Genomic DNA, 21,511 nt, shown 5'->3' on the forward strand with positions numbered 1-21,511 from the left:
GCTCCGCCTAGAAGCCGGGCGATGCAAACGACGATGCGGGCGACATGGGCGGAATGACGGCGGAAGTGGCGGCGGTAATCGGTGCCGTCCTGGCCCTGTGGCTTGGGCTCGCGGGCTGGGCGATGTTCAGCGGCATGCGGATGCGCGCGCGGGCACGCGCCGCGGCGTCGCAGGCGGATCGGCTGAAGCTGTTGCTCGACAGCGCGCCGGCGCTGCCGCTGGTGGTGCGTGCCGATGGCCGCGTCGAGGCGCCCGAGCGGCTCGCCGACTGGCTCGGGCTGCCGCGCCTGCCCAGCTTCATCGGCGATATTGCCGGCGACGAGGTCGGCCTCAGCGCCGACGATGCGGCGCTGCTCGTCAAGGATATCTCCACGGCCCAGCGATCGGCGGGCAGCTTCGTGCGCACCGTGCGCGCGCAGGGCTCGACGCGCACCCTGATGATCCGCGGCGCCGCGGCGGGTGCCGGGCTGTCGGCTGCCGGCGGCGTGATATTGTGGTTCTTCGACGCCACCGAGAGCGAGACCGAGATCGGCCGGCTGGGGCGCGAGGCGGCGCGGCTGGCAAGCGCGTTCGACGCCTTGTCAGCGCTGATCGACACCGCGCCGATGCCGATGTGGCACCGTGGCGAGGGGCTGGGGCTGACCCTGGTCAATCAGGCCTATGTCCGCGCCGTCGAGGGCGGCAGCGTCGCCGCGGTGGTCGAACGCGGCATCGAACTGGTCGACAGTGCCGCCGAACTCAGCCCGACCGCGACCGCGGCGACCGCGCGCGACGAGAATCGCACGATCGTCCGCACCGCGCCGGCCACGATCAACGGCGAACGGCGGATGCTGCGCATCGTCGATGTGCCGCTGGGCGACCTCGGCGTTGCCGGCTACGCGATCGACATCGAGGATGAGGAGCAGGCGCGCGGCGCGATGCGGCGCTTTGCCGCGACCCAGCGCGACATGCTCGACCGGCTGTCCGGCGGCGTCGCGCAGTTCGGCCCCGATCGCGCGCTGGTGTTCTCCAACCAGCCGTTCCGCCGCATGTTCAACATGAAGTCCGAATGGCTGGCCGACGCGCCCGAATTCGATCGCGTGCTCGAACGGATGCGCGAGGGCGGGCGCCTGCCCGAAGTGCGCGACTTCCCCGGCTGGAAGGCCGAGCGGCGCGACTGGTTCCGTGCCGCCGACGGCGCGATCGAGGAGAATTGGCTGCTGCCGGCGGGCGCGCATATGCGCGTCGTCGGCCACCCGCTGCCCGATGGCGGGCTGCTGCTGATCTTCGAGGATCGCACCGAGCAGATCCAGCTCGCCAGCGCGCGCGACACGCTGCTGCGGGTACGCGCCGCGACCTTCGACAATCTGTTCGAGGGCGTGGCGGTGTTCGCCGCCGACGGCCGGCTGCAGCTGTGGAACAACCGTTTTCGCGCGATCTGGGGCTTCGACGAACGGCTGCTCGACGCGCATCCGCGGATCGACCAGCTTGCCGATGCGGCGGGGCAGGCACTTGCCAACCCGTCGCGCGCCGGGCTGATCCGCGAACTGGTCCGCGTCGCGACCGTCGAGCGCGGCCAGCGCAGCGGGCGCGTGGCGTTCGCCGATGGACGGCATTTCGATTTCGCCGCGGTGCCGCTGCCCGACGGCAACGCGCTGTTCACGATGCTCGACATCTCCGACAGCCGCCGCATCGAGCAGGCGCTGCGCGACAAGAATGAGGCGCTGGAGGCGGCGGGCAGGGAAAGCGCCGGCTTCATGGGCAATATGAGCTATGAGTTGCGCACCCCGCTGACCGCGATCGCCGGCTTCGCCGAGATGCTCGCGGGCGGCTTCGCCGGCGATCTGCCCGAGGCGGCAGAACCCTATGTCGTCTCGATCCGCTCCGAGGTCGCGCGGCTCGGTACGCTGATCGACAATATGCTCGATCTCGCGCAGCGCGGCGCCGGCGGCATCGCCATCGACAAGGCACCTTTCGATCTCGCGACCGCGATGCAGGCTGTCGCCGAGACGCTCGACATGTCGGCGCGCGCCCGCGCGATCGACCTTGCGGTGCAGACCGAGGAGTCGCTCGGCAGCATCGAGGGGGACGACCGGCGCATCCGCCAGGCGCTCGACCATCTCGTGCGGCTTGCCATCGCGAGCATGCCCGAGGGCGGGCGCGTGCTGCTGCATGGCGATGGCACCCTTGCCGGCGCGCGGCTGATCGTTTCCGACGACGGTCCGGGCATGGACGAGGCCGCGCAGGCGCGCGCGTTCGAACGGCCGGAGGATAACGGCGCGGCCGGCGAGGGTCAGCCCGCGAGCGCGCTGCTGATCGCGCGCGACATCGTCGAGGCGCATGGCGGCACACTCAACCTCGTGTCCGAACCGGGCGAGGGTACAATGATCACGATCGTGCTGCCACGCCGATGAGGCTTGTCGACGCCGAGGCGACCGCGGCGGCGGGGGCGGCGCTCGCCGCGCTGCTGCGCCCGGGCGACATCGTCGCGCTCAGTGGCGGTCTGGGCGCGGGCAAGACCACCTTCGCGCGCGGGCTTTTGTCAGCGCTCGGGCTCGAGGAAGAAGCGCCGAGCCCCAGCTTCGCGATCATCCAGCCCTATGAGCCGCCCGAAGTGCGGCTGCCGGTGCTCCATGTCGACCTTTATCGCCTCGACGCGCCCGAGGAAGCCGAGGAGCTTGGGCTCGACGACGCCCTGCTCGATGGTGCGCTGCTGATCGAGTGGCCCGAGCGGCTGGGGGATCGGCTGTGGCCTGAAACCTTGCGCCTGAGCTTTGCCGTGGAGCCCGATGGCGCGCGACGCTTGACAGCGGAAGTGCCCGGGGCTTGGGAGACGCGATGGCCGCCATCATGACTCCGCCCCCAGCCGCACCCGATTTCCTCCACCGTCATGGCTGGGGAGGGGCGGATATTCGCCCGCTCGCCGGCGATGCCTCGTTCCGGCGCTACTTCCGGGTGATCGAGCCCGGCCGCCAGAGCGTGCTGATGGATGCGCCGCCGCCCAACGAGGATCCGCGCCCCTTCCTGGCGGTTGCCGATCATCTGTTGTCGCTGGGATTCTCGGCGCCGCGCCCGCTCGCGATCGATCTCGACCACGGCCTCGTCCTGCTCGAGGATTTCGGTGATGCGCGGATGCGCGAAGTCGTCGATGCCGCGCCCGAAAGCGAGGCGCGCGTCTACAGCCAGGCGGTCGATCTGCTCGCCGCCCTCCACAGCCACCCGGCCGCGGGCGGCCTGCGCGCCTATGACCGCACCGAGCTGCAGCGCGAAGCCGGGCTGTTGACCGAATGGTTCTGCCCCGCCGCGGGGCTCACCGTCGACATCGACGGCTATCGCGCGGCGTGGGACGAAGTACTCCGGCCGATGCTCGCGGACGGTCATCTGCCCGTCACCGTGCTGCGCGACTACCATGCCGAGAATATCATGCTGCTCGAAGGGCATCAGGGCGTGGCAGGGCTTGGATTGCTGGACTTTCAGGACGCGCTGGCCGGTCACCCCGCCTATGATCTCGTCTCGCTGCTGCAGGATGCGCGGCGTGACGTCGCGCCCGATCTCGAGGCGGCGATGCTGGAGCGCTATCGCGCGGCCGCCAGGCCGATCGCCGGGTTCGACACCGCCTATGCGGTGCTCGGGGCGCAGCGCAACGCCAAGATCGTCGGCATCTTCACCCGGCTGTGGAAGCGCGACGGCAAGCCGCGCTACCTCGCCTTCCTCCCGCGCGTGTGGACCTATCTGGAGCGCGATCTCGCGCATCCGGCGCTGGCGCCCGTCGCACGCTGGTTCGCCGGGAATGTGCCGGCCAAAGCGCGCTGGACGGCGCTTCGCGATTCGGCCGGCGCATGACCCGCAATGCCAAGCCGCTCAGCCTGCGGCCAAACGCCGGTGGGCCGCCGCTGAAGACGGCGATGGTGATGGCCGCCGGGCTCGGCAAGCGCATGCGCCCGCTGACCGCGACGCGCCCAAAACCGCTCGTCGAGGTGGCCGGCCAGCCGCTGATCGATCATGCGCTCGACCGCCTGCGTGCGGCCGGCATCGAACGCGCCATCGTCAACGTCCATTATCGCGCCGACGCGCTCGAGGCGCACCTCAGGGCAAAGGCCGGCGGGCTGGAGATCATCATTTCCGACGAGCGCGACCTGTTGCTGGAAACCGGCGGCGGGCTGGTGAAGGCCGGCCCGCTGATCGAGGACGATCCCTTCCTCGTCGTCAACAGCGACAATCTGTGGGTGGACGGGCCGACCGACGCGATCCGGTTGCTCGCCGCGCGCTGGAACGACGCCGAGATGGATGCGCTGCTGCTGCTGGTGCCGCTGGCGCGCGCGCATTGCCACAACGGCCGCGGCGATTTCCACATGGACGCGCTCGGCAAGATCCGCCGCCGCGCGCATGGCCGCGTCGCGCCCTTCGTCTACACCGGCATCCAGCTGATCAGCCACCGCCTGCTTGCGGATGCGCCGGCCGGGCCCTTTTCCACCAACCTGTTGTGGGACAAGGCGATCGAGGCGGGCCGCTGCTATGGCTTCGTCCATCAGGGGCTGTGGTTCGACGTCGGCACGCCGCCGGCGATCGCGCGGACCGAAACGCTCCTTGCCGACGGCTGAGCAACTTCCCCTCGCATTGAGTGCCGCGGCTCGCCCCGCGGTCTTCACCATCCCCGCGTATCGCGCCTTTGCCGATGCGCTGGCGGCGGGAATCATTGCGCGGTGGGGCGGTTCCCCGCTGGAACTGGCGCGGGGCATCGTCATCCTGCCGAACAACCGCGCGCAGCGGGCGTTGACCGACGCCTTCGTGCGTCGCGCGGAGGGCGGGTTGCTTTTGCCGCGGCTGATCGCGATCGGCGACGATGATCTCGACGAGCGGATCGGGCCGCTGTTCGATCCGGCCGAGGGCGAATCGCCACCGCCGCCGGCGATCGAGCCGCTCGATCGGCAGATGCGCCTGGCGCGGCTGGTGCAGGTGGCGCGACGCGACGCCGGCGTGCCCGTCGATGCGGCAGAGGCGGTGCGCCTCGCCGCCGATCTCGCGCGCACGCTCGACCAACTGATCATCGAGGAGGTCGATCCGCGCCGTCTCCGCGAATTGGAGATCGCGCCCGAACTTTCGGCGCACTGGGCGCGCGCGCTCGATCTGCTGGCGGTCATCCTCGATCGCTGGCCGCGCGAACTTGCGGAGATCGGCCGGATCGACCGCGCGACCCGCCGCAATCTGCTGCTGCGCCAGACCGCCGAGCGCTGGAAGCGGGAAGCGCCGCCGGGTTTCGTCGTGGCCGCGGGCGTGACGGTGGCGGCGCCCGCGGTCGCGGCGCTGCTCAAGAGCATCGCCTGGCTGAAACGGGGCATGGTCGTGCTGCCCGGTTTCGATCAGGCGATGCCCGCGGACGAATGGGAGGCGCTGGGGCCTTTCCCCGCGGACAGCGGCCGCCGCGCGGTGGAGACACACCCGCAGTTCAACCTCAAGCTGCTGCTCGATCGCATGGATATCGCCCCCGGCGAGGTCGAGCGTTGGCGCTGGGGCGGCGGCCATGATGCCAGCGCCGCGCGGGGGCGCGCGGTCAATAACGCGCTCAAGCCCGCGCGCTTCACCGGCAAGTGGCACGAGCTCGAGGCGCCGGAGCGGCTGCTGACCGGGGTGCGCACGCTGGAAGCCGCCACCCCAGCGGAGGAAGCGCAGGCGATTGCCATCGCTTTGCGCGAGGCGCTGGAAACACCCGAACGCACGGCTGCCCTGGTAACGCCCGATCGCGGTCTCGCGCGGCGGGTGTCGGCGCTGCTGCGCCGCTGGGAGATCGCCGCCGACGACAGTGCCGGCGTGCCGCTGTCGATGACGCCGCCGGGCGCCTTGCTGCTCGGTCTGGCGGATGCCGCCGCCCAGCGCCTCGCGCCGCCCGCCTTGCTGGCCGTGCTCAAACATCCGCTGGTGCGCGCGGGAGAGGGGCGGCTCGCTTGGCTGGAGGGCGTGCGCGCGCTCGATCTCGCGCTCCGCGGGCCGCGGCCGGCGGAAGGGAGCGCCGGCCTTGCCGCTTTCCTGCTCGAAGGGGACGCGCGCACGGCGATGCTGCGCGAAAGTGCGCGCCCGTTCTGGGATGAGGCCGCGCCCTTGCTGGCGCCGCTGGAGGCCACGTTCCGCGACGCCGACGGCGGCCGGCTCGAACCGCTGCTCGCGGCGCTGCGCGATGTCGCGACCGCCCTGTGCGGCGACGCGATCTGGTCGGGGCCCGCCGGCCGCGCCGCCGCGGATCTGCTCGCCGACGCCGAGCGCTGCGCCGCCAACGGCCCCCGCGACGTCAGCGCCGAGGGCATCGGTCCCTTGCTTCGCCGGCTGATGGACGATGTCGCGGTGCGTCCGCCACAGGGCGGCCATCCGCGCATCGCGATCTGGGGGCTTATCGAGGCGCGGCTGCAGCAGGCGGACCTGGTGATCCTCGGCGGGCTCAACGAGGGCACCTGGCCCTCGGTGCCGCCGCCGGACCCCTGGTTGGCGCCGCGCATCCGCAGCGAGCTCGGTCTGCCCGGACTCGACCGCCGCATCGGCCTTGCCGCGCACGACTTCGCCGGCGCGCTCGGCGCGCCCGATGTGATCGTCACCCGGGCGCATCGCGACACTGCGCCCACCGTCGCCTCGCGCTTCTGGCTGCGCCTCGCGGCGATCGATCCACCCGACCGCGAGCATCGCCGCGCCGACCGCTTCGTGGCGCTCGCCCGCCGGCTCGACCGCGCATTGCATGAGCCCGCCCGGCGACCCGCCCCGGTGCCCCCGGTCGCCGAGCGGCCGACGCGGATCAGCGTGACCGAGGTCGATCGGCTGAAAGCGGACCCTTACGCGTTCTACGCGCGGCGGATGCTGCGCTTGTTGCCGCTCGACATGATCGATGCCGATCCCACACCGGCTTGGCGCGGCACCGCGATCCACGCGGTGCTCGAAGCCTGGGCGCGTGACGATGCCTGCGCGCCCGAAAAGCTGCGCGACCGCGCCCTGGCGATGCTCGCCGGCCCCGGATCGCATCCGCTGGTCCGCGCGCTCTGGGAACCGCGGCTGATGGAGGCGGTCGGCTGGATCGCGGAGACCATCGTCGAGATGCGAAGCGAGGGGCGCATCGTTGCGACGGTCGAGGCGAAGGGCGCGGTCGAGATCGGCGGCATCACGCTCGACGGCCGTGTGGATCGTATAGACCGGCTCCCCGACGGCAGCCTTGCGATCGTCGACTATAAGACGGGTACGCCACCCAGCGCGCGCGCGGTGCGTGCCGGCTATTCGCTGCAACTGGGGCTGCTCGGGTTGATCGCGGAACGCAGCGGCTTCGGGGAGGTCGGCGGCAAAGCGGGTGCGTTCGAATATTGGTCGATGGCGCGACGCAAGAAGGGGCAAGGGTTCGGCTACATCGAAACCCCCGTCGCGCCCGATGGCGCGCGCGGCAAGATCCCCACCGACCAGTTCGTCGGCATCGCCGCTGCCAATTTCATCGAGGCGGCGGAAAAATGGCTGACGGGCGAGGCGGCCTTCACCGCCAAGCTCCACCCCGAATTCGCGCCCTATGCCGAATATGACCAGTTGATGCGACTGGACGAATGGTATGGCCGCGATGGCTAGATCGATCACCCCGCTCAGCGAACTCAAGGATGCGCAGAAGCTCGCCTCCGATCCACGCGAGCATATCTGGCTCTCCGCCTCGGCGGGCACGGGCAAGACGCACGTGCTTTCCGCGCGCGTGCTGCGGCTGCTGCTGGGCGGCGCGCGGCCCGAATCGATCCTGTGCCTCACCTTCACCAAGGCGGGCGCCGCCGAAATGGCGGAGCGCATCCACGCCCGGCTCGCCTATTGGGTGCGGCTGAGCGAGAAGGAGCTGCGCAAGGAATTGTTCGCGCTGGGCGAGAATCCGCGCGACGACGTGCTCGTCGCCCATGCCCGCACCCTGTTCGCCAGCGTGATCGATGCGCAGGGCGGCGGCCTGCGCATCCAGACGATCCACGCCTTTGCGCAGGCGCTGCTTGCCGGCTTCCCGTTGGAAGCCGGGCTGATCCCCGGCTTCCGGCCGATGGAGGGGCGTGAGGAAGCGGTTCTCCAGCGCCGCGTGCTCGCCGAACTGCTCGTCGAGGCGGAGGCGGGCGTGCTCCCCGGCTTCGTCGCCGCGATCCAGGCGCTGAGCCTGCGGCTGGGCGAGGGCGGGGCGGAGGGTTTCCTCCAGCAATGCGCGCGCGCCCCAGATGCGCTCGAACAACTGCCCACCGGAATCTCCCCCTTCGTCCGACGCGCATTCGAGGTACCGGAAGGCGATATCGAGGCGGCGCTGGCCGAGGCGTGCAGCGACACCATGTTCGACCTTGTCGGATTGCGCCGAATCTCCGCCGCCAATGCGGCCTGGGGCACCAAGACCGCGCTTGCCCATACGGATATCATCGCGGCATGGCTGGGCGCCGCTCCGCCCGGACGCGTCGCCATGCTGCCCGATCTGATGTCGGTGCCCTTCACCGCGAAGGGCGAGCCCCGCAAATATAGCGACAAGCTCATTGCCGCCGAGCCCGACTATTCGGGGCTGGCGCAGCGGCTGGGCGAAGCGTGCCGCGACCTGATCGACCTCAGGACGCGCGCCGCCTTCGTCGCGCTGCTCGGCCCCGCGCTGGAGGCTGGACGCAGCTATGCGCGCGCCTATGCCGAGGCGAAGCGGCGCAGCGGGCTGCTCGATTTCGACGATCTGATCCGTCGCACCGTCGCCCTGCTCCAGACCGAGGGCATGGGGGAATGGATCCGCTACAAGCTCGATCTTTCGACAGACCATGTGCTGGTCGACGAGGCGCAGGATACCAATGCGCAGCAATGGGCGATCGTCCGCGCGCTCGCCGACGAGTTCTTCGCCGGCGAGGGCACGCGCGACGGGCGCATCCGGACGTTGTTCGCGGTGGGCGACTTCAAGCAGGCGATCTACGGTTTCCAGGGCACCAATCCGCTGATGTTCGAGGCGGCGGCGCAGCATTTCGCCCGGCAGGCGGCGGATCCCGCGCATGTCGCGCGGCTGGAGGCGGAGGGCTATCGCCCGCGCCCGCTGCATCGCCTGTCGCTCAACCAGTCCTTCCGTTCGACCGCGCCGGTGCTCGAACTGGTCGACATGCTGATCGACCAGCTCGGCCATGATCAACTCGGCCTGCTCGATCCCGCCGAACCGCACAAGTCTGCCGTTACGGGACCGGGCATCGTCACGCTCTGGCAGCCGATCGCGCCGGCGATCGACAGTGGCGAGGAAGGGGAGGACGCCGAGGGCGAGGAGGAATGGCTGGCGGACAGCACCCGTGCCTTCGCCACGCGCCTCGCCCGCCAGATCCGCGAATGGCTGGCCGAGCCGCTCTGGCTGGAAAGCAAGGGCCGGCCGCTTCGCCCCGAGGACATCATGATCCTCGTGCGCAAGCGCGGTGACCTCGCCTCGCTGATCGTCGCGCGGCTCTATGCGGAGAATGTGCCCGTCGCCGGCGTCGACCGGCTGCGGCTCGATGCGCCGCTTGGTGTCCAGGATCTGCTCGCCGCCGTCCGCTTCGCGCTCCAGCCCGGCGACGATCTCAACCTCGCAGCCTTGCTGGTCTCGCCCCTGATCGGATGGACGCAGGACCAACTCTACGATCATGGCCGTCGCCAGGCGGGCACGACCTTGTTCGAGCGCCTGCGTCAGCAGCAGGCGATGATCGGCGATACGCTCGCGGCGTTATCCGCGATCCTCAACGCCGCCGACTTTTCGACGCCCTATCGCTTTCTCGAGGATATGCTGTCGGGGCCGCTCGATGGGCGCCGCAAGCTGCTCGGGCGGCTGGGCGAGGAGGCGCGCGATCCGATCGAGGAATTGCTCAGCACCGCGCTGGCGTTCGAGGCGGATGCGGTGCCCTCGCTGCAGACCTTCATCGACTGGTTCGATCGCGGCGAGGTGGAGATCAAGCGCGATCCGGCGCAACCGCAGGCTGCGGTGCGGGTGATGACCGCGCATGGCGCCAAGGGCCTGCAGGCGCCGCTGGTCATCCTGGCGGATGCCGCCACCGATCCCGACGCCGCGCCCGCGCGCGCGCTGGCATGGAATGCGGTGGAGGGCGGCGATCCCGTGCCGGTATTCCGCGCGCGCAAGGACGAGATGTGGGGTGGGCTCAAGGCCGATGCCGAGGAACTCGCGAAGCGCGATCGCGAGGAGCATTGGCGGCTGCTCTATGTGGCGCTGACCCGCGCCGAGGAGCGACTGGTGATCGGCGGTGCGCTCGGCCGGCGGGCGAAGAACGGGCCGCCCGAACGGAGCTGGCACGCCGCGGTCGCCGCGGCCATGGATGGGCTCGGCATCGAGCCGGTCGAAGACGTGCTCTGGGGCGGTGCCCAGCATTTCCGAGGCACGAAGCCGGTCGACGCTGCGCGTCGCGCGCCGGACGTGTCCGAGGATTCCAGGGCCGCCGAGGGTCTGCTGCCAGACTGGCTGCTGCGCCCCGCGCCGGAGGAAGCGCGCCCGCCGCGGCCGCTCGCGCCCTCGTCGATCGGCGAGGATCGCGATGCCGATCCGCCGCCCGGCCCGGCGATGCGCGCCGCTGCCGAGCGCGGTCGCCTGCTTCATGCACTGTTCGAGCGGCTGCCAGCGCTGCCGCAGGCGCGGCGAGAGGCGGCGGGGCTCGACTGGCTCGAGGGGGCCGCAGGCGTCGCCGATGCGGACGACCGCAGGAAGCTGGTCGGCGATGTGCTCGCGGTGATCGGCGATCCGCGCTTCGCCCCGCTGTTCGTGCCGGAGGCACTGGCCGAAGCGCCGGTGGCGGCGGTGGTGGATGGCGAGGTGATCGCCGGCACCGTCGACCGGCTGCTGGTCACCGACGCCGATGTGCTGATCGTCGATTTCAAGACCGGTCGGCGCGCGCCCGCGACGGTCGACTCTGCGCCGGTGCATCATCTGCGCCAGATTTCAGCCTATGCCGCGGCGTTGAAAGTGATCTTTCCCGATCGCCAGATCCGCGCCGGCCTGCTCTACACGGCAGCACCCGTGCTGCTGGAACTTACCCCAGCGCTCATTGCGGCGCACAAGCCGCGCTTCGCAGGCACGGAGCAAAGCTTGATCGAGCCCCGTTGAGGCGGAGCGGCGCACATCCTAGATACGTCCCGAAACAAGGAGATTCCCCCATGGCGACCAAGGCGATCAGCGATACCTCGTTCGACAGCGACGTCCTGTCTTCGGACAAGCCGGTGCTCGTCGATTTCTGGGCGGAGTGGTGCGGCCCATGTAAGATGATCGGGCCTGCGCTCGAGGAGATTTCGGAAGAATTGGGCGAACAGGTGACCATCGCCAAACTCAACATCGACGACAATCCCGATGCCCCGGCCAAATATGGCGTACGCGGCATCCCGACGATGATCCTGTTCAAGAATGGCGAACCGGCAGCGACCAAGGTCGGTGCGGCGCCGAAGAGCGTCCTCAAGGGTTGGCTGCAGGGCGAGCTCTGATCCGGTTCGTCGCAACAGGCAGAACGCCCGTAGCGGAAACGCTACGGGCTTTTTTTGGTCAACACGGACGACCGTACCGCGGCCCGCACTGGTTATCGTTGCGATAGTCGCGCTTCGTCTTGCGCAGATCGCGCCGGGCGTCGCGCTGGTCGCGGCGGTCGCCATAGCGCTGGGCATCGCGGACATCGCGGCGTGCCTCGCGCACATCGCCGCGCGAGGTGGTGGCGCAGGCCGAGGTCATCATCGTGGCCGCGGCGAGGCTGGCGAACAGCAGGGCATGTCTCATCGTGCGATCCTTTCTGGTCTGGTTGAGTGCGATGAACGCCTCGAGGCGGCGTAAGGCTCCCCGCCACGGTCAAACGACTTGATCCGACGGGTTTTTGCGGCGCATGCCGCGCCGATGCCCTCGTCCGATCCCCTTATCGTCACCGCGCTGTTCGGCGATCGCGATTTCGCGTGGCTGGATGGTCTGCGCCGGCAACATTTCCCGCCCGAGCGCAACCAGGTGCCCGCGCATCTCACGCTGTTCCATCAGTTGCCACCGATGCTGGCCGAGGAGGTGGCGGCCGTGTTGAAGACGATGGTGCGCACGCACCCGCGTCCGCCCGCGCAGGTCTCGGCGGTGATGCATCTCGGCGGCGGCGTCGCCTTCCGTGTCGAGAGCGATGCGCTGGCCGCGATCCGGGAGGATATCGCCGAGCGCTTCCACGGCCTGCTCACCACGCAGGACCAGCAGGGCTGGCGCGCGCACGTCACCATCCAGAACAAGGTGACCGCAGCCGAGGCGAAACGACTTCAAGCGACGCTGGCGGCGGACTTCGCGCCGCGCCCGCTGGTGATCGCCGGGCTTGCCGCCTGGTGGTATCGCGGCGGACCGTGGGAGAAGCTCAGCGAGGCGCGGTTTCGCTAGGTGCCGAGGCGCATGACGGGCATAGGGCAGCCAGAACAGATAGAGCCCGCTTGCCAATAACAGCGCCAGCGGCAGGAGTGGGGCGTAGACCATCGCCGGCGGCGGTGGTCCGAACGCCATCGCCACGAAGTTGGCGACGACACTCAGCGTCAGGATCATGCCAAGCCAGCGATGCCCCTGCCGGATCCGGTTCGGAAAATTCATAGCGGCCTCCTTCGAAGAACAGCCAGGACGGGATCTGGCACATCGCCGGCCTCAGCGGGCCTGAACCAGCTTCCAGCCATTGCCGGAGGGATCGCGGAAGCTCGCATCGACCGAGCCGTAGCGCGCGATCGGTATCTGGGTGAATTCCACGCCGCGTGCTTGCATCGCGTGATACGCCGCCTGGCAATCATCCACGACAAGCACGAGCGGCGGCATCGAACCCTTGGCGACAGCTTCGAGCAGCGTCTTCGCCGTAACCTCGTCAACTGTCGGCGGCTGGGGTCGGAACAGGCCCAGTTGAAAGCCCGGCTGATCGGGATGCTGCACGGTCAGCCAGCGATAGTCGCCGTTGCGCGCGTCGGTATGGACGCCGAACCCCAGACCGTTGACGTAGAATTGCAGTGCTTCGTCCTGATCGTGGACGTAGATGCCGATGACTTGAACAGCCTGCGTCATGGAACCTCCGTTTCGGTTGGTCCGCTGGTATCGCCATTCTTTCGGCGCCGCTTCTCCGAAACTGCCATTCTGAGGTCGGGACGCTGCGCCGCGCGGATGAAGCAATGCGGTACGCGATCCAGTTCGGCCGGCGTGGCCTGCGTTCTCTGCCGCAGCTCTCCGGGGCTTTCGCCGGTCACGTCCCGAAAGGTCCGTCCGAACGTACCCAGACTGTTCCAGCCCGTCTGAAATGCGATGTCGATTATGGGCAGATCCGTGTCGCGCAACAGCGCGGCGGCGCGTTCGACGCGGCGAGTGAGCAGATAGCGATGAGGCGGGATGCCGAACGCGTCTCGAAACGAGCGGGCGAAATAGGCCGGGGACGTGCCGCTGACCTGTGCCAGCCGCGATACCGGCCATTCCTCATGCGGCGCGGCGTCCATCCGATCCTTGGCGCGCAGGAGGCGGCGGAGCCGCTTCAGGTCCCGATCTGCCGCGCCCATGGCTGTCTTGCTGGCGATGCTCATCGATCCTGCGCCCTCTATCCAGCAATGCCTGGTTCTACGCCTCAAGCGCGAGCAGTGCGAAACTGCACAGCCAGTGGCTGCCCATATAATCATCCGCGACGTGCGGCAGGCTCGCGGTGATATGGCGCACGGCGGCCTCTTCGGCGATCGCGGTCACGCCATGGTCCGCGCCCAGCGCGGCGGCGATGCCGCGCCAGCACCATGCACGCGCGAAATTGAGACCGTCGAGATGGGCGATCTTGCCGTCGGTGCGGTCGGAAACGTGCGCGGGGACGAACAGGGTTTCGGGCTGTCCCGATGCGGCTTCGGGCAGGAACGCATCGAACCAGGCGCGAAAATCGGCCTTGTGCAATATAGTGCTCATCAGCAGCGCCTCGGTCAGTGCCGGTGACAGAAACTCGTCGCCGCAGGGCTCCCAGGCCTGGCAGGCGCGGTCATCGGCGAACCAGCCGATCGCGGTGCGATCGATGAGGCCGGTCAGCGCCGTGTCGCGCGTGAGCGCCCAGCGGCGCGCGTGGAACAGCGAAAAGGCGCTGTTGGCATGGGTGCCGACGCGGATCGGATAGGTGAGGCGGGGGAGATAGTCGGCGAGCCGGTCAGCAAAGGCGCGCGCGAGCGGTGCCAGCGCCTCGGCCCAGCGCTGCTCGTCGTGGCGGGCGAGTTCGTCGTGCAGCGCCAGCAGCCACGCCCAGCCATAAGGGCGCTCGAACCCGCCGGTCATCGGCCGATCGAGATAGGCGCGTTCGCCGGCCACCTTCTCGGGCACCAGCATGGCGTCTGCACGTGCCCGGGCCTGCGCGGCATAAGGCGCGTCGGGGAAGAGGCGGGCGAGGCGCATCACTTGCCACCAGCCATGGACGCAGCTGTGCCAGTCGAAGCTGCCGTGGAAGATCGGGTGAAGGTCGATCGGTGCGGCGACATCGGCGGGGCCGGTCAGCACCTGATCGAGCTTGTACGGCCATTGCCGGCCGAGGTGGCTCAACGTCACCTCGGCAAAACCGGCGGCGATATGTTGCGTAAGATGGGTCATGAACGAAAGCCCAGCACGTAGATCATCAGGATGTTGAAAGCGAGCAGCGGCAGCGCGGTGCCCACCTGCTGGCGGATCACGGCGTTGCGATCGCGCAGTTCGAGCAGCGCCGCCGGCACGAGGTTGAAGTTCGCCGCCATCGGCGTCATCAGCGTGCCGCAGAAGCCGGCAAGCATGCCGATCGCGGCGATCACCGCCGGATCGCCGCCATAATGGCGGATCAGCAGCGGCACGCCGATCGCCGAAGCCATCACCGGGAAGGCGGCGAAGGCATTGCCCATCACGATCGTGAACAGCGCCATGCCGAGGCCATAGACCAGCACCGCCCCGACCAGGCTGCCCTCGGGGATCGCGTGGCCCGCGATGATCCCGACCGCCTCGCCGACGCCGGCAAGTGCGAAGACCGCGCCCAGCGCCGCGAGCATCTGTGGCAGCAGCAGCGCCCAGCCGACCCCGTCGATCAGCCTCCGCCCCTCGTCGTGGGGACGGGCGAGGGACGGGCGCAGCCAGGTGAACAGCACCCCAAGCGCAAGCAATACGCCCAATGTCAGCGCAACCAACGTCGCCTGCTTCGGATCGACGATCGCCGGGATTTCGCGGAAGATCAGCGCGCCGGCGAGCGCCGTTGCCGGAATGATCAGCGCGGGCAGGAACAGCCGGTTGCCGCGCCGCTCCGCCTCGATCCGGCGTTCGTCACCGGTGGTCGTGGCCGCGGCACCACGTCCCATCAGGCCGGTGCCGGCGATGGCGACCAGCGCCAGGACCAGCATGCCATTGCCGAGATTGCCGAGACGATCGCCGGCGAGGAAGCTCAGCGCGATCAACCCGTGGAAGGCGGCGTTGCCGAAGCGCTTCGGGTTGCTGCGATCGCGCAGGCCGAGCAACGCATAGGCAAGGAACGTCAGCCCGGCGATGGCGTAGACGAAATTCAACCCGATCATCGGTGGCGGCCGATCCGGCGGTCCATCAGCCACAGCCGCGTGCCATGGATGAGGAAGGCGGCGATGGCCGTCGGGATCGCCCACATCGACAGGTGGAGCGGCTCGATGATGATCCCATAGCCTTCGAGTACGCCCTTCATCAGCAGGATCGAACCGATCGCGATGAAGATGTCCTCGCCGAAGAACAGGCCGATATTGTCGGTGGCCGCCGCCATAGCCGGCACGCGCTCATCCGCGCGGTCGCGGTCTGGTGCCTGCGCGTCGGCAGCAGCCTCCGCCATGGGGGCGACCAGCGGCCGCACCGTCTGCGCGGGCCCGGCGATCGAGTGCAGGCCAAGCGCCGCGGTGATCTGGCGGAACAGCAGATAGGCGATCAACAGCCGGCCTACAGTGGCCCCGCGCAGCCGCGCGATCATCGTGCGCGCGCGTTCCTGCAGGCCATGGCGTTCCAGCAGCCCGATCACGGGCAGCACGATATAGATCGCGGTGACATAGCGGCTATCGTTGAACGCCTTGCCGAACGCCGCGGTCAGCACGATCGGGTCGATGCCGGCCGCCAGTCCGGTCACGAGTGCGGCGGTGACGACAACGAGCAGCGGATTGAAGCGCAGCAGGAAGCCGGCGACGATCACGCCGATACCGGCCAGCACGAGCATCAGTGGGGCCGGCCGGACGTGGCGCGCGCAGGCGTCTGGATGGTGTGGGGCATCGCCCGATCCTTAGAGGCGCCGCGTGGCCGGAATCAAGCGGTCGAAGGCGGGTTTCGGTCAGTTGGACGAAGGGAAATGCGGCGGCGACGGCGGCGGTTGCTGGCGGCGCGCGATCTCGTCGATCAGCGCATGGATCAACTGGTCGAGTTCGCGCATGCGCGCCTCGCCTGCCGCGAGCATGGCATGCAGCGCGCCATCGTCCTGCTGCCGGAGCAGTTCCCTGAACGTCGCGATCGTCGCAGGATCCATGGGCGGTCCTCCCCGCGCAGATCATAGCAGCGGGGATCGGGCGCCGCGCCGGAAAGGTCCACGATGGAGCAATCTGCCTGATCCGGGTGGATCGGCCGATTGTTACGCCGTGTTCATGTTGGCAACAATGCCGCCGAAGAACATGGCCCGGGTCATGATCGAAGCCGCGGCTTCTGTGGGGCGGTCGAATGGCGGAACGGGTTTACTGGATCAGTTTCAGACTGGCGGATGATGGTGCGGCTGGCGTGCGAGAAGAAGCGCTCGTCGGCGTCGTGCGCAAGCTTGCCGCAACCAGCGGACCTTGCTGGCAGAGCAACCCTTCGTTCCTGATGTTTCGATCGGCCTATCCGTTGGGTACCGTCGCCTCGCGCGTCGCCGGCGCGATCGATCCGTCGCGGGATACGGCAGTGGTCGGCATTGTCGATCAACGCGGCGGCTGGGCGATCGGCGTGCTCGAGGATCGCGACATCCTCGAACTGGTGCCCGGCATGAAGCGCGCGGCGGGCGCCATCAACTGATACGCCCCGGCCAGCAGCGCGGATCTGCTTTCCGGTATCCGCGTTGCGTGCCAGTAGCGTGCAATGCCGTATCTGATCTACTTTGCTGCAGCCTTGGCCGAAATCGGCGGTTGCTTCGCTTTCTGGGCGTGGTTGCGCCTCGGCCGGTCGATCCTGTGGATCCTGCCCGGCATGGTCTGCCTGACGCTGTTCGCGTGGCTGCTGACATTGGTGGACACGCCGGCGGCGGGACGCGCTTATGCAGCCTATGGCGGGATTTATGTGTGTACCGCGCTGCTCTGGATGTGGAGTGTCGAACGGATCCTGCCCGATCGCTGGGATCTAGCCGGCGGTCTTCTGTGCCTTGCGGGCATGTCGCTGATCCTCTTGGCCCCGCGTTCGGCCGGCGCCTGAAGAAAAATCATCGAATGGTGAAAGGCGTGATCTGCAGCACAGCGCTCCGCCTGCGCCGCGGCTAACAAGGCGATGCGACCCGACGGTGGCTTAGCCACCATCCACTAGCGGCCGGAGCTTCCCGCTCCGGCCGCTATTTTTTTAGCAATCGCAACTCTTTGAACGATGTATGCGATATCGATGATTATGGCTGGCACCGGCCCGCACGACAACTCCATCGCACTATTTTATAAAGCGCGATTTCATGGACATACCACGGAAACAAACATGGTTTCGCGCATTGGTTCTGTGCTGATTCAGGAGGGCGCTATTATCGGCAAATCGGGGTTGGTCGCGGCGACCACCGCGAGCCTCTGCCGCGACCGATTCTCACCGTTTGGGTAAGGAATATTCATCCAATGCTAATCCGAAAAAGGGCATTGTAAGATGCTTTATTGATTTCTATCAGGACATTTGGCATTTGGATGTCAAAATGGATCTACTTATTGGAGGAATTGCGTGTCCGACACCTCGACCCTGACCCAACTCACAGCCGACATCGCGGCGGCATTCGTTTCAAACAACCGGGTTGCGGTGGGCGAGATCGGCGGCCTCATCGGCTCGGTGCACGATGCGCTTTCGAAGCTCGGCGGCGAGTCCGCGCCGGCGGAACCGGAATATGTTCCGGCCGTCACCGCCCGCAAGTCGCTCGCTGATCCCACCCGGATCATCAGCATGATCGACGGCAAGCCCTATAGTTCGCTCAAGCGCCATCTGAGCAGCCACGGTCTGACGCCGGAACAGTATCGTCAGCGCTATGCTCTGCCGCCGACCTATCCGATGGTTGCGCCGGCCTATTCGGAACTGCGCAAGACTCTGGCCAAGAAGCTCGGCCTCGGCCGCAAGCCGAAGGCGGTGGAAGCGGCCCCGGCCGAGGTGACGGCGCCTGCGCCGGCTGCCAAGCGCACGCGCAAGCCGCGCGCGGTTGCGGCCGAAGCCGCTGCCACGCCCGCGATCGAGGCGCCTGTGGCGCCGAAGAGCACCCGCAAGCCGCGCGCGAAGAAGGCCGACTAAGCCAGATATCGCGTAAGTATCGGTGCGAATGTGCCGGCACTTTCCAGCCTTCCCCGGAAAGCTGAAAGGTGCCGGCCTTTTCCTTTGCGATGTCGTGTGGGGCGTTGTCGAGTGAGCGTCGCCGCGCCGACATCGCTTTCTATGCAACGATCATGGGGTCAGCACGCCGGCCAGCGCGCGCGACAATGTTTCCCGGCTATAGGGCTTGGCGAGGATGTCGAAGCCGTCCGCATTGCCGCCGGCGATCTCTGCGCTATAGCCCGTCGCAAGCAGGATCGGCAGGTTCGGCCAATGATGCCGCGCCATTCGCGCAAGTGCGATGCCGCCGAGCCCGGGCATGACGATATCGGAGAACAGGAGGTCGGGGCGGGTGCTTTGCATCTGTTCCCAGCCATCTTCGCCGTTCGACGCACGCGTGGTGCGAAAACCCATATGTTCGAGCAGGTCGGCAGCGAAATCGCGCACCTGGTCATTGTCTTCGACGATGAGGATATGTCGCCCGGCGGGCAGCAGTTGGCGTTCGTCGCCAGACGTTGCGATCTCGCTGGTCCGGCCGGTCGAGCGCGGCAGGATAAGGCGTACTGTGGTGCCGATGCCCGCCTGCGAATCGATCTCCGCGCGTCCGCCGGACTGGGCGGCAAAGCCGTGAATTTGCGACAGGCCCAGCCCGGTGCCCTTGCCAATCGCCTTGGTGGTGAAGAAGGGTTCGAACGCGCGTGCGAGCACGTCCGGCGACATGCCGGATCCGGTATCGCTGATCGACAGGCTGACGTTGTCGCCGATACCGTCATCGCCGGGGCGGTTGGCGGTGGCAAGCGTCAATACGCCCCCCTCGGGCATGGCATCACGCGCGTTGAATGCCGCGTTGAGCAACGCGGTTTCGAGTTGCGCGTCGTCGACGTCGATCGCCCAGAGACCATCGGCGAGATCCAGGCGGACGGCGATCCGCGGGTCGAGCGTCCGTGACAGCACCTCGCCTAGCGCGTCGAGCCGGAGGTTGAGATCGATGCGGCGCGGATTGAGCGATTGCCGCCGGCCGAAGGCGAGCAGATGCCCGGTCAGGTCGGACGCGCGATCGACCGTTTCCATGATGGCATCGAGATAGCGCTGACGCTTCGTTGCTGGCAGGTCGACTGTCGACAGCAATTCGGCGGACCCACGGATCACCGTCATCAGATTGTTGAAGTCATGTGCGATGCCACCGGTCAACTCGCCCAGTGCCTGCAGCTTTTGCGCCTGAAACAGGCTGATGCGCGCCTGCTCCAATGCTTCCTGGGCCTCTCGACGTTCGGTGATGTCGCGCGTGATCTTTGCGAAACCGGCGAAACGACCCTCATCGTCGAGGATCGGATCGATGATGACATGCGCGAAGAAGCGAGTGCCATCCTTGCGGACGCGCCACGCCTCGGTTTCATATTTTCCTTCCGACAGCGCCGTGGCGAGCGCGCGGGCGGGCTCGCCCGCGGCGCGATCCTCTTCGGTATAGAAGCGTGAGAAAAGGCTGCCGACGACTTCCTCGGCGCGATAGCCCTTGATCGCTTCGGCACCCGCATTCCAGTTGGTGATGCGGCCCTCGGCGTCGAGCATGTAGATCGCATAGTCACGCACGCCCTGAACGAGCAGGCGGAAGCGCTGCTCGCTCTGATACAGCGCGCGCCCGGCGGCGCGGCGATCGGTGATGTCGCGGGTGACCTTGGCGAAGCCGAGCAACGCGCCATCATCGGCGCGGATCGCGTCGAGAACGGCATTGGCCCAGAAGCGCGTGCCATCCTTGCGCATTCGCCACCCCTCGACCTCGAACCGTCCTTCGGCGGCAGCGGTCGCCAGCGCGCGGGCTGGGGCCGCCGCCGCGCGATCCTCTTCGGTGAAGAACATCTCGAAATGGCGGCCGACGACCTCGCCTGCCTCATAGCCCTTGAAGCGCTGCGCACCGGGGTTCCAACTGGCGATGATGCCGGCCGGATCGAGCATGTAGATCGCATAATCGGTGATCGCGTTGACGAGCAGCCCGAATCGCTGCTCCGCAAGGTCCGTCTGCGGTTGCGCGCCGTCCGCCATTCCCACCCTGCAAATATCGCGTCCCCACGCCGAGACCGCCGATCCTAGCGCCGGACGGGGCAGGCGCAAGCGCGGTGTGATCCGCCGCGGCTGCATCGCAGCGCGGGAAGGCGTCTGCCGAGCGACAGGTATAGCACTGGAAAGCCCTAAAAACTTCATTCGGTGACGCGCAGCACAGCGGCGGACGAGTCGGCCGGCTAATCCGGCTTCGCGACCCGAGGGTGGCTTCGGCCACCGTCCACCTGGGCGGCCGGAGCTTGCTCCGGCCGCCGCTTTGTTCAGAAGATGGCGGCGGTCCGGACGAGCATTCCGACACCCAGGATAAGGAAGGATGCGGCCGCGACGATGCGGATCGCTGCCATCGGTACGCGGCGCAGCACGGCCTCACCCAGCAGGACGGCGGGGACATTCGCAACCATCATGCCGATCGTCGTGCCGACCGTGACCCAAAGCAGGGTGCGAAACTGCGCCGCGAGCACCACCGTGGCGATCTGCGTCTTGTCGCCCATTTCGACGATGAAGAAGGCGATCAGGGTCGTGGCGAACGCGCCGGCGCGGCGGTCCGGCCGGTCGATGCCCTCGTCGCTGTCCGGCACGAGCGTCCAAGCCGCCATGATGACGAACGAGATGGCGATGGCATAACGGAACCAGTCCGCGTCGATCAGCGCGGCCATTTTGCTGCCGACGAGCGCGGCGAGGGCGTGGTTGGCAAGCGTCGCGACGAAGATGCCCGCGATGATCGGCCAAGGGCGCTTGAAGCGGGTGGCAAGCAGGATCGCGAGCAGCTGCGTCTTGTCGCCGATCTCGGCCAACGAGACGACCATCGCGGAGGTGAGCAGAGCTTCCAAAAAACGGTCTCCGGGCCGGGCGACAGCGAATCCAACGACATCGCAAATCCCGCCCGGCCCGAGCGGAGATGCGATGTCATTGGTCTCGCCCGAACGGTGCCCCCGTTCCCGCTGCGCCACGGCCTCTCGACCGAGTATGTTGACGCGGCAGCCCGGCGTGATGCGCCGGTCGGCTACTCCCCAGATGACCTGGCGGGGGTAGGCAAGGCGG

The 21,511-nt window shown here is 68.2% G+C and carries 20 protein-coding genes; 11 read left to right on the forward strand and 9 right to left on the reverse strand.

Going from position 1 to position 21,511, the window contains the following annotated elements; all coding sequences use genetic code 11:
• The first annotated feature begins 44 nt into the window (after positions 1-44).
• Genes NX02_RS08045 through trxA form a run of 7 tightly spaced genes read left to right on the forward strand, consistent with a single transcriptional unit; the run spans position 45 to position 11,424 of the window.
• Positions 45-2,393 (forward strand): sensor histidine kinase, encoded by a 2,349-nt coding sequence (locus tag NX02_RS08045; protein WP_025291680.1) that lies wholly within the window; start codon positions 45-47, stop codon positions 2,391-2,393.
• Positions 2,390-2,833, forward strand: coding sequence for a tRNA (adenosine(37)-N6)-threonylcarbamoyltransferase complex ATPase subunit type 1 TsaE (gene tsaE, locus NX02_RS08050; protein WP_025291681.1), 444 nt, complete (start codon positions 2,390-2,392; stop codon positions 2,831-2,833). Before NX02_RS08045 ends, tsaE begins: the two co-directional genes overlap by 4 nt.
• Positions 2,830-3,822: an aminoglycoside phosphotransferase family protein gene (locus tag NX02_RS08055; RefSeq protein WP_025291682.1), complete on the forward strand. Its 993-nt coding sequence runs from the start codon at positions 2,830-2,832 to the stop codon at positions 3,820-3,822. The genes tsaE and NX02_RS08055 overlap by 4 nt, the downstream gene beginning before the upstream one ends.
• A complete protein-coding gene (locus tag NX02_RS08060; protein WP_025291683.1) occupies positions 3,819-4,580 on the forward strand; it encodes a nucleotidyltransferase family protein in 762 nt (253 codons plus the stop codon). Before NX02_RS08055 ends, NX02_RS08060 begins: the two co-directional genes overlap by 4 nt.
• 16 nt (positions 4,581-4,596) lie before the next feature.
• Positions 4,597-7,566, forward strand: a complete 2,970-nt coding sequence (addB, locus tag NX02_RS08065; RefSeq protein ID WP_025291684.1) for a double-strand break repair protein AddB — start codon at positions 4,597-4,599, stop codon at positions 7,564-7,566.
• Entirely contained in the window at positions 7,559-11,053 is a 3,495-nt protein-coding gene (addA, locus tag NX02_RS08070) for a double-strand break repair helicase AddA (protein WP_025291685.1), read from the forward strand. Before addB ends, addA begins: the two co-directional genes overlap by 8 nt.
• 50 nt (positions 11,054-11,103) lie before the next feature.
• A complete protein-coding gene (gene trxA / locus NX02_RS08075; protein WP_025291686.1) occupies positions 11,104-11,424 on the forward strand; it encodes a thioredoxin TrxA in 321 nt (106 codons plus the stop codon).
• Between the two features lie 58 nt (positions 11,425-11,482).
• Here the strand turns inward: trxA and NX02_RS08080 are convergent, their stop codons facing one another.
• Complete coding sequence (locus NX02_RS08080) at positions 11,483-11,710, reverse strand: hypothetical protein (RefSeq protein ID WP_025291687.1); 228 nt, start codon at positions 11,708-11,710, stop codon at positions 11,483-11,485.
• Between the two features lie 114 nt (positions 11,711-11,824).
• Here NX02_RS08080 and NX02_RS08085 point away from each other — a divergent pair, with 114 nt between their 5' ends.
• Positions 11,825-12,334 carry a 2'-5' RNA ligase family protein gene (locus NX02_RS08085; RefSeq protein ID WP_025291688.1) on the forward strand — a complete coding sequence of 170 codons (510 nt, stop codon included), beginning with the start codon at positions 11,825-11,827 and terminating at the stop codon, positions 12,332-12,334.
• Between the two features lie 255 nt (positions 12,335-12,589).
• Here NX02_RS08085 and NX02_RS08090 read toward each other — a convergent pair whose 3' ends face one another.
• The 6 genes from NX02_RS08090 to NX02_RS08115 form a co-directional block, all read right to left on the reverse strand.
• Complete coding sequence (locus NX02_RS08090; RefSeq protein ID WP_025291689.1) at positions 12,590-12,994, reverse strand: VOC family protein; 405 nt, start codon at positions 12,992-12,994, stop codon at positions 12,590-12,592.
• The gene (locus NX02_RS08095) at positions 12,991-13,500 is read right to left on the reverse strand and encodes a helix-turn-helix transcriptional regulator (protein WP_245648802.1); all 510 of its coding nucleotides are present in this window, start codon (positions 13,498-13,500) and stop codon (positions 12,991-12,993) included. Before NX02_RS08095 ends, NX02_RS08090 begins: the two co-directional genes overlap by 4 nt.
• 34 nt (positions 13,501-13,534) lie before the next feature.
• Positions 13,535-14,530, reverse strand: a complete 996-nt coding sequence (locus NX02_RS08100) for a DUF2891 domain-containing protein (RefSeq protein WP_025291691.1) — start codon at positions 14,528-14,530, stop codon at positions 13,535-13,537.
• Positions 14,527-15,471 carry a DUF979 domain-containing protein gene (locus NX02_RS08105; RefSeq protein ID WP_025291692.1) on the reverse strand — a complete coding sequence of 315 codons (945 nt, stop codon included), beginning with the start codon at positions 15,469-15,471 and terminating at the stop codon, positions 14,527-14,529. The genes NX02_RS08100 and NX02_RS08105 overlap by 4 nt, the downstream gene beginning before the upstream one ends.
• Entirely contained in the window at positions 15,468-16,127 is a 660-nt protein-coding gene (locus NX02_RS08110) for a DUF969 domain-containing protein (RefSeq protein ID WP_025291693.1), read from the reverse strand. The genes NX02_RS08105 and NX02_RS08110 overlap by 4 nt, the downstream gene beginning before the upstream one ends.
• Before the next feature lie 111 nt (positions 16,128-16,238).
• Positions 16,239-16,430: a hypothetical protein gene (locus NX02_RS08115; RefSeq protein ID WP_025291694.1), complete on the reverse strand. Its 192-nt coding sequence runs from the start codon at positions 16,428-16,430 to the stop codon at positions 16,239-16,241.
• 188 nt (positions 16,431-16,618) lie between these two features.
• On the opposite strand from NX02_RS08115, the gene NX02_RS08120 reads away from it, so the two are divergent.
• The 3 genes from NX02_RS08120 to NX02_RS08130 all read left to right on the forward strand — a co-directional run bounded on the left by NX02_RS08120 (position 16,619) and on the right by NX02_RS08130 (position 18,394).
• Positions 16,619-16,948 (forward strand): hypothetical protein, encoded by a 330-nt coding sequence (locus tag NX02_RS08120; protein ID WP_025291695.1) that lies wholly within the window; start codon positions 16,619-16,621, stop codon positions 16,946-16,948.
• A 63-nt stretch (positions 16,949-17,011) separates the two neighbouring features.
• Positions 17,012-17,341, forward strand: coding sequence for a YnfA family protein (locus NX02_RS08125; protein WP_025291696.1), 330 nt, complete (start codon positions 17,012-17,014; stop codon positions 17,339-17,341).
• A gap of 498 nt (positions 17,342-17,839) precedes the next feature.
• Positions 17,840-18,394, forward strand: a complete 555-nt coding sequence (locus tag NX02_RS08130; RefSeq protein WP_025291697.1) for a Ros/MucR family transcriptional regulator — start codon at positions 17,840-17,842, stop codon at positions 18,392-18,394.
• Between the two features lie 150 nt (positions 18,395-18,544).
• On the opposite strand, the gene NX02_RS08135 is transcribed toward NX02_RS08130, so the two are convergent.
• Both NX02_RS08135 and NX02_RS08140 read right to left on the reverse strand, forming a co-directional pair.
• Complete coding sequence (locus NX02_RS08135) at positions 18,545-20,452, reverse strand: hybrid sensor histidine kinase/response regulator (RefSeq protein ID WP_025291698.1); 1,908 nt, start codon at positions 20,450-20,452, stop codon at positions 18,545-18,547.
• Between the two features lie 278 nt (positions 20,453-20,730).
• Positions 20,731-21,300, reverse strand: a complete 570-nt coding sequence (locus NX02_RS08140) for a TMEM165/GDT1 family protein (RefSeq protein ID WP_025291699.1) — start codon at positions 21,298-21,300, stop codon at positions 20,731-20,733.
• Positions 21,301-21,511 lie beyond the last annotated feature (211 nt).

It is taken from the genome of Sphingomonas sanxanigenens DSM 19645 = NX02 (genome assembly GCF_000512205.2).
In the GTDB taxonomy this organism is placed as follows: domain Bacteria; phylum Pseudomonadota; class Alphaproteobacteria; order Sphingomonadales; family Sphingomonadaceae; genus Sphingomonas_D; species Sphingomonas_D sanxanigenens.

Bases quoted from the DNA above. Each gene is read 5' to 3' on its own strand.
- NX02_RS08045 (WP_025291680.1), top strand. From the start codon at position 45: ATGGGCGGAATGACGGCGGAAGTGGCGGCGGTAATCGGTGCCGTCCTG.
- tsaE (WP_025291681.1), top strand. From the start codon at position 2,390: ATGAGGCTTGTCGACGCCGAGGCGACCGCGGCGGCGGGGGCGGCGCTC.
- NX02_RS08055 (WP_025291682.1), top strand. From the start codon at position 2,830: ATGACTCCGCCCCCAGCCGCACCCGATTTCCTCCACCGTCATGGCTGG.
- NX02_RS08060 (WP_025291683.1), top strand. From the start codon at position 3,819: ATGACCCGCAATGCCAAGCCGCTCAGCCTGCGGCCAAACGCCGGTGGG.
- addA (WP_025291685.1), top strand. From the start codon at position 7,559: ATGGCTAGATCGATCACCCCGCTCAGCGAACTCAAGGATGCGCAGAAG.
- trxA (WP_025291686.1), top strand. From the start codon at position 11,104: ATGGCGACCAAGGCGATCAGCGATACCTCGTTCGACAGCGACGTCCTG.
- NX02_RS08080 (WP_025291687.1), bottom strand. From the start codon at position 11,710: ATGAGACATGCCCTGCTGTTCGCCAGCCTCGCCGCGGCCACGATGATG.
- NX02_RS08085 (WP_025291688.1), top strand. From the start codon at position 11,825: ATGCCCTCGTCCGATCCCCTTATCGTCACCGCGCTGTTCGGCGATCGC.
- NX02_RS08090 (WP_025291689.1), bottom strand. From the start codon at position 12,994: ATGACGCAGGCTGTTCAAGTCATCGGCATCTACGTCCACGATCAGGAC.
- NX02_RS08095 (WP_245648802.1), bottom strand. From the start codon at position 13,500: ATGAGCATCGCCAGCAAGACAGCCATGGGCGCGGCAGATCGGGACCTG.
- NX02_RS08100 (WP_025291691.1), bottom strand. From the start codon at position 14,530: ATGACCCATCTTACGCAACATATCGCCGCCGGTTTTGCCGAGGTGACG.
- NX02_RS08105 (WP_025291692.1), bottom strand. From the start codon at position 15,471: ATGATCGGGTTGAATTTCGTCTACGCCATCGCCGGGCTGACGTTCCTT.
- NX02_RS08110 (WP_025291693.1), bottom strand. From the start codon at position 16,127: ATGCTCGTGCTGGCCGGTATCGGCGTGATCGTCGCCGGCTTCCTGCTG.
- NX02_RS08115 (WP_025291694.1), bottom strand. From the start codon at position 16,430: ATGGATCCTGCGACGATCGCGACGTTCAGGGAACTGCTCCGGCAGCAG.
- NX02_RS08120 (WP_025291695.1), top strand. From the start codon at position 16,619: ATGGCGGAACGGGTTTACTGGATCAGTTTCAGACTGGCGGATGATGGT.
- NX02_RS08125 (WP_025291696.1), top strand. From the start codon at position 17,012: ATGCCGTATCTGATCTACTTTGCTGCAGCCTTGGCCGAAATCGGCGGT.
- NX02_RS08135 (WP_025291698.1), bottom strand. From the start codon at position 20,452: ATGGCGGACGGCGCGCAACCGCAGACGGACCTTGCGGAGCAGCGATTC.